Here is a 12,949-nt window from a genome sequence, read left to right on the forward strand (position 1 = left end):
CAGCGCAGGCAATCAGGCCGGCACCGGACGCGGCACGTGGTGCGTGCGCGGCGGCTTGCGATAGCGATCCACCGACAGGTCGTCGGCGCGAATCGCCGGGCGCGTGCCCGATACCAGGTCGGACAGCAACTGGCCCGAGCCGCAAGCCATGGTCCAGCCCAGCGTGCCGTGGCCGGTGTTGAGCCACAGGCCGCGAATGCCGGCAGGGCCCACCACGGGCGTGCCGTCCGGCGTCATCGGACGCAGGCCAGTCCAGAACGTGGCGCGGCTCACATCCCCGGCACCCGGGAACAGGTCGGTCACCACGTGTTCGAGCGTACGGCGCTTGTTCGGATCGAGCGAGCGGTCGTAGCCGACGATCTGTGCCATGCCGCCCACGCGGATGCGGTCGTCAAAGCGCGTGATCGCCACCTTGTAGGTCTCGTCCAGCACCGTCGACACCGGGCTCTTGTCGGCATCGCGCAGCGGCACCGTAATCGAGAAGCCCTTGAGCGGATAGACCGGCAGATTCGACAGGCCCGGCAGCACCGGCTTCACGAACGGCGTGGACCAGCTGCCCAGCGCCACCACCACGGCATCGGCCAGCATCGGCTCGCCGCCGACGATGGCGCCGGTCACGGCATCACCCTGGGTCAGCAGGCCGTCGATCGACCGGTTGTACTGGAACTGCACGCCGATCGACGCAGCCATGGCTGCCAGCCGTTCGGTAAACAGCTGGCAGTCCCCGGTTTCATCGTTCGGCAGGCGCAAGCCACCCGCCAGCTTTTGGCCGGCGGCGGCAAGCGCCGGTTCGCTCGCGCCGAGTTCGTCGCGCGAGAGCAATTCGTAGGGCACGCCGGCTTCTTCCAGCACGGCAATGTCGCGCGACGCGGCTTCCATCTGCGCATCGGTACGGAACACCTGCAGCGTGCCCTGCTGGCGGCCCTCGTAGGCAATGCCGGTCTCGGCACGCAGCGTGCGGATGCAGTCACGGCTGTATTCGGCCAGGCGCACCATGCGTTCCTTGTTCACGGCATAGCGGTCGGCCGTGCAGTTCTGCAGCATCTGCCACATCCACTGCAACTGGAACAGCGAGCCATCAGGCTTGATGGTCAGCGGCGCATGTTCCTGGAACATCCACTTGATCGCCTTCAGCGGCACCCCCGGAGCGGCCCATGGCGACGCATAGCCCGGCGAGATCTGGCCGGCATTGGCAAAGCTGGTGCCCAGTGCCGGGCCGCCTTCGCGGTCCACCACGGTCACTTCGTGACCGGCACGGGCCAGGTACCACGCACTGGTGACGCCAATCACGCCACTGCCAAGAACAAGAACGCGCATTTTCGGGGGCTCCGTACTGCCAACCAAGGCTATAGAAGAATTCGCTTCTATACTATTGACTTCGAAGCAGTGTTAGTTCGCGAATTTCTTACAAAAACAGGAAAGATTCATGAGAACAAGCCGCCAGCCGGTCCGCTCGCTGGACCGCCTGGATCGCAAGATCCTTGGGGTGCTGCAGGGCGATGGCCGGATATCGATGAAAGACCTGGCGGAAGCCGTGGGGCTGACGATCACGCCCTGCATCGAACGCGTGAAGCGGCTGGAGCGCGACGGCGTCATCATGGGCTACTACGCGCGGCTGAATCCGGCCCTGCTGGGCAGCGCGCTGCTGGTGTTCGTCGAGATATCGCTGAACAACAAGTCGGGCAACATGTTCGAACAGTTCCGGCGCGAGGTGCTGCGCATCCCCGAGGTGCTGGAGTGCCATCTGGTGTCGGGCGATTTCGATTACCTGATCAAGGCACGCATCCGGGAGATTGGCGAGTACCGCCGGCTGCTGGGCGACATCCTGTTGCAACTGCCCGGCGCCGCGCAGTCGAAGAGCTACGTCGTGATGGAAGAAATCAAGGAAACGCTGGCGATCGCGGTGGACGCCAAGGAAAGTAGCGTATCCGGCACGACCTGAATTCGGGCTTGGATCACGGTCATCGATACTGTATATTTGTACAGTATTCCCTTGCCCCCAAGACCCACCCCATGCCCCCGATTCCCATGCCGCCCCGAAAGGGCCGCGGCGCTGTCAGCAACCTGCAGGGACGCTTCGAGCGCGATCAGCGCGAGGCGTTCGACGATGGGTGGCTGGCGCCGGAGGAATCCCCATCCGGCGACGGGGCGGGCGCAGACGCGGCGCTGCCGCCCCGGCTGGTCACGCACGTGACGCGGGAACAGGCCAGGTCGATTCTCTCGCGCAATGCATCGCCCGATATTCCGTTCGATACGTCGCTGAATCCGTATCGCGGCTGCGAACATGGCTGCATCTACTGTTTTGCGCGCCCGACGCACGCCTACCTGGACCTGTCCCCGGGGCTCGATTTCGAGACGAAGCTGTACGCCAAGGCCAACGCCGCGGAGCGCCTGCGTGACGAATTGTCCCGGCCATCGTATCGCTGCGAGACGATTGCGCTGGGCGTGAATACCGACGCCTATCAGCCAATCGAGCGCGAGCAGCGCATCACACGTGGCGTTCTGGAAGTGCTGCACGAGACCGACCACCCGGTGGCGCTGATCACCAAGTCATCGCTGATCGAACGCGACATTGACCTGCTGGCACCGATGGCCGCACAGCGGCTGGCGGCGGCAGCCGTGACCATCACCACGCTCGATGCCGACGTGGCACGCACGCTGGAGCCCCGCGCGGCCACGCCGTCGCGCCGGCTGCGCACGATCCGGGAATTGACCGATGCCGGGATTCCGGTGGGCGTGAGTGTAGCCCCGGTCATCCCGTTCATTACGGAGCCCGATCTGGAAAGAATTCTGGAAGCCGCGCGTGACGCGGGGGCGGTCTACGCCAACTACGTCGTGTTGCGTTTGCCGTGCGAAGTGCGCCCGCTGTTCCAGGAATGGCTGCAGGCGCATTTTCCAGACCGTGCCGAGCGGGTCATGAACCGCGTACGCGACATGCGTGGCGGCAAGGATTACGACGCCGATTTCGCTTCGCGCATGCGCGGCACGGGGATCTGGGCCGATCTGATCCGGCAGCGGTTCTACAAGGCCGCGGATCGTCTCGGATTTCGCTATAACCGCTTCGAGCTCGATACGTCGCGGTTCAGGCCACCGCCCAGACCGACGCGATCGACGCGGCCGTGCGGCGGCGAAGACAGGCAAGGCTCGCTCTTCTGAGTCTCCTTGCGTGCTGTCGCCGGTGCATCCAGGCTGTCGTCGATCATGCGGCAGGCAAGTTCCAGTGCCGCCCGGGCACTGGTCGGCGGCAAGCCCGACGACATGGCCAGGCGCACGGCAATCGCCGCCAGGCGTCCTTCCTCGTAGCTGGGATGTTCCATCAGCGTCTCCTTCGCAGCCCTGCAGCGGTGCAGTGCCGCCTGTCATTTGGACCTAAGCAGTATGGTCGTTTTACGAGTTATCGACAGGCTTATTGCGTGGGGTCTTGCGATCGGTCAAAGGGGCGCTATTCCTGTGACAGCGCCTTGGCGGCTTCGACCTGCGATTCGAAGAAGGCCTGGAAGCTGATCGCCAGCCCGGCCATCAGCAGGCCCGTGCCGATCATCAGCGAGAGGATGACGAGAATCACCACCGGCCAGCCCGAGCGCGTGGGCGTACCGTGCGCGTTATAGCGGGCATCCCATTTATCGTCGGGCCGCAGGCCGAATACGATGGCGGTCAGGAAGGCGCTGATGACCGATACGCCACCCGCCACGGCAAACATCCAGCTCAGGGCCGGATTGCCGGCGCCCACGATCAGCGAGGTCACGCCGATGGCACCCGCTGCCGTGGCCAGCAGATGGGCCCAGCCGAACGGGTCACGCAGACCTTTCAGATAAAAGCGATGTGCTCCGAGGCTGCCAAGCAGGAAGGCCAGCGCAACGGTGATCAATTTGGATTTTCCGCCACGCGCTGTGGGTGGGCTGGCGGGTTCACGGGCAATGGCGGGGGCTTGGCTGGCGGCAGGCATCGTAGGCGAGGCTAGGCGAACGGAAAATCCCTTCGATGCCGGCGGCATCGGCGCCATTGTAGCGTCAGGACGGCCAGATCGACGCCAGGGCACCGGCCACCATTTTGGAGATATGCGTTTCGCTGTACAGCACCAGGGTCAGCATCAGCATGAACAGCAGCGACAATGACAACTGGCCCGCGTGTCGGGCCAGGTCGTGAAGAAGGGGAGACATGATGAACCTCGACAGATCGTTCTTGTGGAGGCCGCGCCCAGCCTCCGGGACCCGGACAGTGGGTGCCGGGCAGAGGCAGGTCAGTTTGATTGCCGTCCGCGCAACAACGGCACGCTGGAGATCCCGGACAGCGCCGGGCGGCAGCCTGTGCGGCGTTTTCTGGCACGCACGTCAAGACTGACCATGAAAAAAGGCCGGAAGTTCCGGCCTTTGGGGTGGGCTTCTCGGGAAGTGCGTCAGCGTCCGCCGTCGCGGCCGCGCGCCTGCCAGCCGGGTCCGACGTGGGCGGGGCGCATCTCGGTGCCGCGCATCGAAGCGTCGCCACCGTTGTTGCGATCGGCGCCGCCGGACTGGCGTGCGGACCGTTCATCGCTCTGGCCGCCTGGGCCAGGCGGGCGGCCACTCAGCCGGTCGTCATTGCGCGCGCGCTGTTCCATCCGGTCGATCTGCGCCTGTACGTGATCGCGGTTTTCCGCGCGTACGCTGGCAACGTCCCACCCGGGGCCCACACGGCCCATACGAACCGGATGCTCGGCGAAGGCGCGCTGCCAGAAGGCAACTTGTGCGTGGCTGGTGGCAACTGTGCCAACCAGGCCGATGACGGCCACGGCACCAGCCACCAGATGGCGCAGGTGGGGGCGTGTAAGCATGCGGAATCCCAATGTCCTGTAGCAGGTGATGAGTCAGGCGTTGGTTCATGGTACGCAGCGGGGCTGTGATGGCCTATGCGAAACCCGTTACTGGTGTAACGGATTGTTTCGTCATTTTTGCCACGTTTGGCGGGTCAGCCGAGACCCCGCGTCGCGTCTCGGCTGGCGCCGATTAGAGCCCTGATTCGAGGCGTGCAGGAATGCTGCTTCCAGGCGAAAATGCCAGCGCGAGGGCGGTCATCGCGCGGCACAGGCCCCTCGCGCCAGAAAAGTGTCGATTCGGGCTCGCGGCATACCGCCGGTCCGCGGTTTCCCCACCACGCCATGCCGCAATTGTTGCGTCAACGGCGCTCCGCACGGGCGGTATCATGCTGGAAAGCCCTAAGTGTTTGTTTGGACTCGGGAAGTGGGCTATACTCTTGCGTTTCGTGTTCGCACACCCCGTTTTTTCGAGGAATTAACATGGTCGTAATCCGTCTGGCTCGCGGCGGCAGCAAGAAGCGCCCGTTCTTCAACATCGTTGCTACCGATTCGCGCAACCGTCGCGATGGCCGTTTCATCGAGCGCGTTGGCTTCTACAACCCGCTGGCTTCCGACAAGGAAGAAGGCCTGCGCGTTGCGCAAGACCGTCTTGCTTACTGGCAAGGCGTTGGCGCCCAACTGTCGCCGACCGTTGCCCGCCTGGTCAAGCAAGCCGCCGTCAAGGCTGCTGCCTGATAGTTGTTCAGGCGCACCCGCTTGCGGTGCGCGCTGACGCGTAAAGACGCTCCGCCAACGTGACTGGCAACGCCACCGGCCGCAAGCCGCTGAACCTGTCGACTGCCGCCACGCAAGGTGGCACCGCCGGCCGGCCAGCAAAGCTGCCTGCCTCGCTGCTGTTCACGGACAGCCTGCCGGACGATCTCGTCGAGGTTGGCTACGTGGGCGCCGCATATGGCATCCGGGGCTGGATCAAGGTCCAGCCGCATGCGGACGACGCCTCCGCATTGCTGCATGCCCGCCGCTGGTGGCTGCTGCGTGCGCCGGCTGCCGGTGTGGTCACGGCGCCTGCCGAGGCGGCGGAAGCTGTCAGCGTCAAGATTTCCCAGTCGCGGGAACATAGCGGTACCGTGGTGGCGCAAGCCACCGGCGTTTCGGATCGCAATGTGGCGGAAATGCTCAAGGGCCGCCGCGTCTGGATCCGGCGTGCGGATTTTCCCGCGCCGGAAGAAGGTGAGTTTTACTGGGTCGACCTGATCGGTTGCGCCGTGGTCAACGAGCAGGGCGAATCGCTCGGCAACGTGACCGGGCTGATCGACAACGGCGCCCACCAGATCCTACAGGTGGCATACCAGCTGCCGGACGGCAAGGCCGCTGAGCGGCTGATCCCGTTTGTCGACGCATTCCTGCGCGCGGTCGATACGTCGGCCCGGCGCATCGTGGTCGACTGGGGGCTGGACTACTGACGTTCCTGAATTGCCGTCGAGGGAGGCGCTGATGCAGTTCGATGTAATCACGCTGTTTCCCGAGATGTTTCGCGCGCTGACCGACTGGGGTATCACCAGCCGGGCGGCGAAGCAGCAGCGTTATGCGCTGCGCACCTGGAATCCCCGCGACTTCACGGTCGACAATTACCGTACGATCGACGATCGCCCCTACGGCGGCGGGCCTGGCATGGTGATGCTGGGCAAGCCGCTAGAAGATGCGATCGATGCCGCCAGCGCGGCACAGTCGGACGCTGGTGTCGAGCGGCCGCACGTGGTGCTGATGTCGCCGCAAGGCGCGACGCTGAACCATGGCAAGGTCATGGAACTGGCGCAGCGCCCGGGGCTGGTGCTGCTGTGCGGGCGGTACGAGGCGATTGATCAGCGCCTGATCGACCGTCGCGTGGACGAGGAAATCAGCCTCGGCGATTTCGTGCTGTCGGGTGGCGAACTGCCTGCGATGGCGCTGATCGACGCGGTGGTGCGGCATCTGCCCGGTGTGCTGGGCGATGCGCAGTCGGCGGTGCAGGACAGCTTCGTCAATGGCCTGCTCGACTGTCCGCATTACACGCGGCCGGAAGAATATGAAGGTGTGCGGGTGCCCGATGTGTTGCTCGGGGGCCATCATGCCGAGATTGAAAAATGGCGGCGCCAGCAGGCGCTGGCCAATACCGCGCGCAAGCGTCCCGATCTGATCGTGGCGGCGCGCGCGCAAGGGTTGTTGTCCAAGGCCGACGAGAAATACCTGTCGACCCTGGCAGCGAAAGCAGGGCAGGAGTTCGCTCCTGCCAAGTGAAACCCCATCCTCTGCCGGGGCCCGAATATGGGTATTAACGCCGGTAAGATGGTTAAGGAGAAAACGATGAACCTCATCGAGCAAATCGAGAAGGAAGAGATCGCGCGTCTGACCGCGAACAAGACCATCCCCGCATTCGCACCTGGCGACACCGTGATCGTCAACGTGAACGTGGTGGAAGGTAACCGCAAGCGCGTGCAGGCTTACGAAGGCGTGGTGATCGCCAAGCGTAACCGTGGTCTGAACAGCTCCTTCATCGTGCGCAAGATCTCGTCGGGTGAAGGCGTGGAACGTACGTTCCAGCTGTACTCGCCGCTGATCGCCGGCATCGAAGTGAAGCGTCGCGGTGACGTCCGTCGCGCGAAGCTGTACTACCTGCGCGAGCGTTCGGGCAAGTCGGCACGTATCAAGGAAAAGCTGGTGACGAAGGCCAAGGCCGCTGCCGTCGCCGCAGAATAAGCTTTTCCGCGCCACGCACCGGGCAACCGGTGCCCAGCCGGCATTGCGAAGGACACCCTCGGGTGTCCTTTTTGCATTTCCGGCGATGCGCCATGAACCATCATGTTGCGATGCAACATTCTGACGTTCTGTCATACTTGACGACGTTATGCGCCCCAAATTCGATCCTGAGGCGCTGCCGGTTATCGAGACCGACAGCCGCCGCGCGCCGCTCAGTGCGCCGCGCATGCAACCCGATTTCATCCGGCACCGGCTGCTGTCGCCGCCGGCGTGGGAGCCCGAGCTGACCGACGAGTCGCGCGTCTACGATCGCACCCGCGGGTTGCGGCAAGCTTCGGTGCTGGTGCCGCTGGTCGAACACCCGGACGGCCTGACCGTGCTGCTGACCCAGCGCAATGCGAACTTGAACGCACATGCCGGCCAGATCAGCTTCCCGGGCGGCAGCCAGGAAACCTTTGACGCCGACCGCATTGCCACGGCCCTGCGCGAGACCGAGGAGGAAATCGGTCTCAAGCGGGACTTCATCGAGGTTCTGGGATCGTTGCCGGACTACATCACCGGCACGGGCTTCCACGTGAGCCCGGTGGTGGGCCTGGTTCATACCGGCTTCACGCTGCAGCCCGATGCGGGCGAGGTGGCCGAAATCTTCGAGGTGCCGCTGGCGTTCCTGATGGACCCCGCACGGCACGAGCGCCGCCTGCTGCGCTGGGAAGGCGGCGAGCGCCAGTTCTATTCGATGCCGTATCCGCGCGAGGGCGGCGGCCATCGCTTCATCTGGGGCGCGACGGCCGGCATGCTACGCAATCTCTACCACTTGCTGGCCGCCTGAGGATCAGGCGGCGGCAGGGGCGACGGCAGTGTCGGCGCAGTGCGGGCAGCTCTGGCCCACGACATACTTCGGGTGCTGCTGCTCCTCGGGCGTCACCACGGCGCGGCAGGCAAAGCACTGCACCGGGCCGGCCGGCTCCAGATTCGGGTTCAGCGCGGTGCGGTAGTCGAACACAAAGCAGTCGCCGTGGTAGTGGCTGCCGCCGACTTCCTCGAAATACTTGAGGATGCCGCCTTCGAGCTGGTACACGCGCTCGATGCCCACTTCCTGCATGTGGATGGCTGCCTTTTCGCAGCGAATGCCGCCCGTGCAGAACGACACCACGGTCTTGCCGTCGAGCGCCGCCCGGTTTTCGGCCACGGCGGTCGGAAACTCGCTGAATTTCGTGATGTTGTATTCGACCGCATCGTCGAACGTCCCCACCGCGACTTCGAAATCGTTGCGCGTGTCGAGCATCACCACCGGGCGGCCTTCGTCGTCATGGCCCTGGTCGAGCCAGCGTTTGAGATCCACCGGGCGCACCGACGGCGCACGGCCGGCTTCCGGCCGGATCAGCGGCATCTTCATGGTGATGATTTCCTTCTTGGCACGCACCAGCATGCGCTTGAAGGGCTGGTTTTCCGACAGGCTTTCCTTGGGGACGATATCGGCGAAGCGGGCATCGGCGTGCAGCCACGCCATGAAACCGTCGATCTGCCCGCGGGTGCCGGCCAGGAACATGTTGATGCCTTCCGGCGCCAGCAGGATCGTGCCTTTCAGTCCCGCCGCCTCGCAGCACTCGCGCATGGCGGGGCGCAGGGTCTCGATATCGTCGAGCGTGACGAACTTGTAAGCCGAAATGTTGACGATCTGCATGGAATGATGCCGCCGGCCGGGCGCCGCAGGGTTGCTGCAGGGCGCGCCAGCGCGCTTGGTAACTGCCTGATTGGAAAGGCGAAATTATAGCCGCTTGGCGCCGCCCCCGAAACCCGCCGGCTGCGGGTCCGGTGAGTGGCGCGCGGGGCATGCCGAGGTGTTACTTTGCGAAAACTCTCAGAGTGAGCGGCGGGGGGAGCCGGTACAATGGCGCCCTATGTCTGCACCCCGCTTTGTACACCTTCGCCTCCATTCCGAATACTCGGTGGTGGACGGCATCGTCCGTCTCGATGACGCCGTCAAGGCCGCTGCCAAGGACGGCATGGGCGCGCTCGCGCTGACCGACCTGGCCAACGCCTTCGGCCTGATCCGCTTCTACAAGGAAGCCCGTGGCAGCGGGATCAAGCCCGTGGTCGGCGCCGATGTGTGGCTGACCAACGCCGATGACCGCGACAAGCCGGCACGCATGCAGCTGCTGGTGCAGGACCGCATCGGCTACCTGAACCTCTGCACGCTGCTGTCGCGCGCCTGGTTGAGCAACCAGTATCGCGGTCGTGCCGAGCTGGAGCCGGGCTGGTTCGAGGAGCCGGGCGAGGAAGGCCTGCCGCTGGCCACCGGGCTGATCGCGCTGTCCGGCGCGATGGGCGGCGACGTCGGCCTGGCGCTGGCGAACGGCAATTCCGACGCGGCGCGCCGCGCGGCACGCCATTGGGCCACGGTGTTCCCGCAGCGGTTCTACATCGAACTGCAGCGCGCCGGGCATCCCGGCACCGACGCCTATGTGCAGCAGGCCGTGCAACTGGCCGCCGCGCTGCAGCTGCCGGTCGTCGCGACGCATCCGGTGCAGTTCATGACGCCGGACGATTTCACCGCGCACGAGGCACGCGTGTGCATCGCCGAAGGCGAGCTGCTGGCCAACCCGCGCCGCACCCGCAAGTTCACGACCGACCAGTACTTCAAGACGCAGGACGAGATGTGCGCGCTGTTCGCCGACATCCCGTCGGCGCTGCAGAACTCGGTCGAGATCGCCAAGCGATGCAACCTGACGCTGGAACTGGGCAAGCCGCGCCTGCCGCTGTTCCCGACGCCCGATGGCATGTCGCTGGACGACTACCTCGTGTTCATGGCCAAGGACGGCCTGGAAAAGCGCCTTGCCGTGCTGTTCCCCGACGAGGCCGAGCGCGAGAGCAAGCGCCCCGAGTACTACGCACGGCTCGAATTCGAGACCGGCACCATCATCAAGATGGGCTTCCCGGGCTACTTCCTGATCGTGGCGGACTTTATCAACTGGGCCAAGAACAACGGCGTGCCGGTGGGGCCGGGCCGGGGGTCGGGCGCTGGCTCGCTGGTGGCCTACGCGCTGGGCATTACCGACCTGGACCCGCTCAAGTACGCGCTGCTGTTCGAGCGTTTCCTGAATCCGGAGCGGGTGTCGATGCCCGACTTCGATATCGACTTCTGCCAGCACGGCCGCGATCGCGTGATCACGTACGTCAAGGAAAAGTACGGCAAGGAAGCCGTGTCGCAGATCGCCACGTTCGGCACGATGGCCGCCAAGGCGGCGGTGCGCGACGTGGGCCGCGTGCTGGATCTGGGCTACGGCTTTGTCGACAGCGTGGCCAAGCTGATTCCGTTCAAGCCGGGCAAGCTGGTGACGCTGGAGGAAGCCAAGAAGGAAGAGCCGGCGCTGGCCGAGCGCGAACGCAACGAGGAAGAAGTCCGCCAGCTGCTGGAGCTTGCCCAGCGTGTGGAAGGCATGACGCGTAACGTCGGCATGCACGCCGGCGGCGTGCTGATCGCACCGGGCCGCCTGACCGATTTCTGCCCGCTGTACACGCAGGGCACCGACGGCATGAGCGGTGTGGTGAGCCAGTACGACAAGGACGACGTGGAAGCGGCCGGCCTGGTCAAGTTCGACTTTCTGGGCCTGACCACGCTGACGATCCTGGACTGGGCCGAACGCTACATCCGCCGCCTGGACCCGAGCAAGACCGACTGGAACTGCAGCCAGATCCCGCTCGACGACGGCCCCGCGTTCGAGATCCTCAAGAGCGCCAACACGGTGGCGGTGTTCCAGCTGGAAAGCCGCGGCATGCAGGGCATGCTCAAGGACGCCAAGCCTGACCGCTTCGAGGACATCATCGCGCTGGTGGCGCTGTACCGTCCGGGTCCGATGGACCTGATCCCCAGCTTCTGCGCCCGCAAGCACGGCCGCGAGAAGGTGGAATATCCGGACCCGCGCGTCGAGCCGGTGCTCAAGGAGACCTACGGCATCATGGTCTACCAGGAGCAGGTGATGCAGATGGCGCAGATCATCGGCGGCTACTCGCTGGGCGGCGCCGACCTGCTGCGCCGGGCCATGGGCAAGAAGAAGGCCGAGGAAATGGCCAAGCATCGCGAGCTGTTCCGCGAGGGGGCCGCGAAGAACGGGCTGAGCGCGCAGCAGGCCGACGACATCTTCGACCTGATGGAGAAGTTTGCGGGCTACGGCTTCAACAAGTCGCACGCGGCCGCCTACGCGCTGCTGGCGTACTACACGGCGTGGCTCAAGGCGCACCATCCGGCCGAATTCATGGCAGCCAACATGTCGCTGGCCATGGACGACACCGACAAGGTCAAGATCCTCTACGAGGATTGCCGCCTGAACAAGATCGTTGTCCTGCCGCCGGACGTCAATGCTAGCGAATACCGCTTTGCCCCGACCGATGCGAAGACCATCCGCTACGGCCTGGGCGGCATCAAGGGATCGGGCCAGGGCGCCATCGAGGACATCCTGCGCGCGCGCGAAGAAAAGCCGTTCGAGGACCTGTTCGATTTCTGCGAGCGGGTGGACCGCCGCCAGGTCAACCGCCGCACGATCGAGGCGCTGATCCGCGCCGGCGCGTTCGACAGCCTCAATGACAACCGCGCGCAGCTGCTGGCCTCGGTGTCGATCGCGATGGAAGCGGCCGAGCAGAAGGCGGAGTCGGCCAACCAGGTGTCGCTGTTCGATCTCATGGACGATGCCGGCGACGCCCATCGCCCGGCACTGATCGACGAACCACGCTGGACGGCCAAGCGCACGCTGCAGGAAGAAAAGCAGGCGCTGGGCTACTACTTCTCGGGCCACCTGTTCGACGCCTCGCGCGACGAGGTGCGCAAGTTCGTGAAGGGCACGCTGGCCGCGCTGGAAAAGGAAGTGCAGGGCAACGGCGGCGGCTACGGCCGCGACGTGCGCGGCAAGGTGGTCGCCGGCGTCATCATGGGCGTGCGCACGCAGATGACCCAGCGTGGCAAGCTGATCATCGTCATGATCGACGACGGCACGGCCCAGATCGAAATGACCGTGTTCAACGAACTGTACGATGCCAACCGCCACATGTTCCGCGAGGACGAGCTGATCATCGCCCAGGGCAATGCGCGGCACGATACGTTCACGGGCGGCGTGCGCTTCACGGCCGAGTCGGTGATGGACCTGGTGACGGCGCGCGCCCGGTACGCCGATGCGGTGTGCCTGGGTTTCAACGGCAATGCCTCGACCGAGCGCCTGCGGGAACTGCTGACGCCGTTCCTGGCCAACGGGGCCCAGGTGCCGGGCGTGCCGGTGCGCATCCGCTATGTCAACAAGTCGGCCCAGTGCGAAGCCACGCTGGGCGACCAGTGGCAGATCACCCCCTCCGAGGAGGCGCTGACCACCCTGCGCGATGCGCTGGGCGACAGTGTGCGCATGCTATATGCCTGAGCGAGCGACGGTCGGC

Annotated in this window: 13 protein-coding genes; 8 read left to right on the forward strand and 5 right to left on the reverse strand. The window is 65.1% G+C overall.

Features of this window, described 5'->3' with window-relative positions; genetic code table 11:
• Nucleotides 1-12: 12 nt before the first annotated feature.
• Nucleotides 13-1,317, reverse strand: a complete 1,305-nt coding sequence (locus D9X30_RS12170; RefSeq protein ID WP_153947455.1) for a D-amino acid dehydrogenase — start codon at nucleotides 1,315-1,317, stop codon at nucleotides 13-15.
• Nucleotides 1,318-1,426: 109 nt separating this feature from the next.
• Between D9X30_RS12170 and D9X30_RS12175 the strand changes: the two genes are divergently transcribed.
• Both D9X30_RS12175 and D9X30_RS12180 read left to right on the forward strand, forming a co-directional pair.
• Nucleotides 1,427-1,942, forward strand: a complete 516-nt coding sequence (locus tag D9X30_RS12175) for an Lrp/AsnC ligand binding domain-containing protein (protein ID WP_153947457.1) — start codon at nucleotides 1,427-1,429, stop codon at nucleotides 1,940-1,942.
• A 71-nt stretch (nucleotides 1,943-2,013) separates the two neighbouring features.
• Nucleotides 2,014-3,156, forward strand: coding sequence for a PA0069 family radical SAM protein (locus D9X30_RS12180; protein WP_194946500.1), 1,143 nt, complete (start codon nucleotides 2,014-2,016; stop codon nucleotides 3,154-3,156).
• A 286-nt stretch (nucleotides 3,157-3,442) separates the two neighbouring features.
• Here the strand turns inward: D9X30_RS12180 and D9X30_RS12185 are convergent, their stop codons facing one another.
• From D9X30_RS12185 to D9X30_RS12195, 3 genes are all read right to left on the reverse strand, one after another.
• Nucleotides 3,443-3,946 carry a TM2 domain-containing protein gene (locus D9X30_RS12185; RefSeq protein WP_153947458.1) on the reverse strand — a complete coding sequence of 168 codons (504 nt, stop codon included), beginning with the start codon at nucleotides 3,944-3,946 and terminating at the stop codon, nucleotides 3,443-3,445.
• Between the two features lie 64 nt (nucleotides 3,947-4,010).
• Nucleotides 4,011-4,160 (reverse strand): hypothetical protein, encoded by a 150-nt coding sequence (locus D9X30_RS12190; protein ID WP_194946501.1) that lies wholly within the window; start codon nucleotides 4,158-4,160, stop codon nucleotides 4,011-4,013.
• A 236-nt stretch (nucleotides 4,161-4,396) separates the two neighbouring features.
• The gene (locus D9X30_RS12195; protein ID WP_153947460.1) at nucleotides 4,397-4,810 is read right to left on the reverse strand and encodes a hypothetical protein; all 414 of its coding nucleotides are present in this window, start codon (nucleotides 4,808-4,810) and stop codon (nucleotides 4,397-4,399) included.
• A 462-nt stretch (nucleotides 4,811-5,272) separates the two neighbouring features.
• Here D9X30_RS12195 and rpsP point away from each other — a divergent pair, with 462 nt between their 5' ends.
• From rpsP to D9X30_RS12220, 5 genes are all read left to right on the forward strand, one after another.
• Complete coding sequence (rpsP, locus tag D9X30_RS12200) at nucleotides 5,273-5,527, forward strand: 30S ribosomal protein S16 (protein WP_092594826.1); 255 nt, start codon at nucleotides 5,273-5,275, stop codon at nucleotides 5,525-5,527.
• 59 nt (nucleotides 5,528-5,586) lie between these two features.
• Nucleotides 5,587-6,255 (forward strand): ribosome maturation factor RimM, encoded by a 669-nt coding sequence (rimM, locus tag D9X30_RS12205; RefSeq protein WP_249640945.1) that lies wholly within the window; start codon nucleotides 5,587-5,589, stop codon nucleotides 6,253-6,255.
• A gap of 31 nt (nucleotides 6,256-6,286) precedes the next feature.
• Entirely contained in the window at nucleotides 6,287-7,069 is a 783-nt protein-coding gene (gene trmD, locus D9X30_RS12210; protein WP_153947461.1) for a tRNA (guanosine(37)-N1)-methyltransferase TrmD, read from the forward strand.
• Between the two features lie 66 nt (nucleotides 7,070-7,135).
• Nucleotides 7,136-7,528 (forward strand): 50S ribosomal protein L19, encoded by a 393-nt coding sequence (rplS, locus tag D9X30_RS12215; protein WP_092594821.1) that lies wholly within the window; start codon nucleotides 7,136-7,138, stop codon nucleotides 7,526-7,528.
• A 148-nt stretch (nucleotides 7,529-7,676) separates the two neighbouring features.
• Nucleotides 7,677-8,357, forward strand: a complete 681-nt coding sequence (locus D9X30_RS12220; protein WP_153947463.1) for a CoA pyrophosphatase — start codon at nucleotides 7,677-7,679, stop codon at nucleotides 8,355-8,357.
• Nucleotides 8,358-8,360: 3 nt separating this feature from the next.
• Here D9X30_RS12220 and D9X30_RS12225 read toward each other — a convergent pair whose 3' ends face one another.
• Nucleotides 8,361-9,212, reverse strand: a complete 852-nt coding sequence (locus tag D9X30_RS12225) for a sulfurtransferase (protein ID WP_153947464.1) — start codon at nucleotides 9,210-9,212, stop codon at nucleotides 8,361-8,363.
• 217 nt (nucleotides 9,213-9,429) lie between these two features.
• Between D9X30_RS12225 and dnaE the strand changes: the two genes are divergently transcribed.
• Nucleotides 9,430-12,933 carry a DNA polymerase III subunit alpha gene (gene dnaE, locus D9X30_RS12230; protein WP_153947466.1) on the forward strand — a complete coding sequence of 1,168 codons (3,504 nt, stop codon included), beginning with the start codon at nucleotides 9,430-9,432 and terminating at the stop codon, nucleotides 12,931-12,933.
• Nucleotides 12,934-12,949: the final 16 nt, after the last annotated feature.

Origin of the sequence: Cupriavidus sp. U2 (genome assembly GCF_009663685.2) — a bacterium.
In the GTDB taxonomy this organism is placed as follows: domain Bacteria; phylum Pseudomonadota; class Gammaproteobacteria; order Burkholderiales; family Burkholderiaceae; genus Cupriavidus; species Cupriavidus necator_C.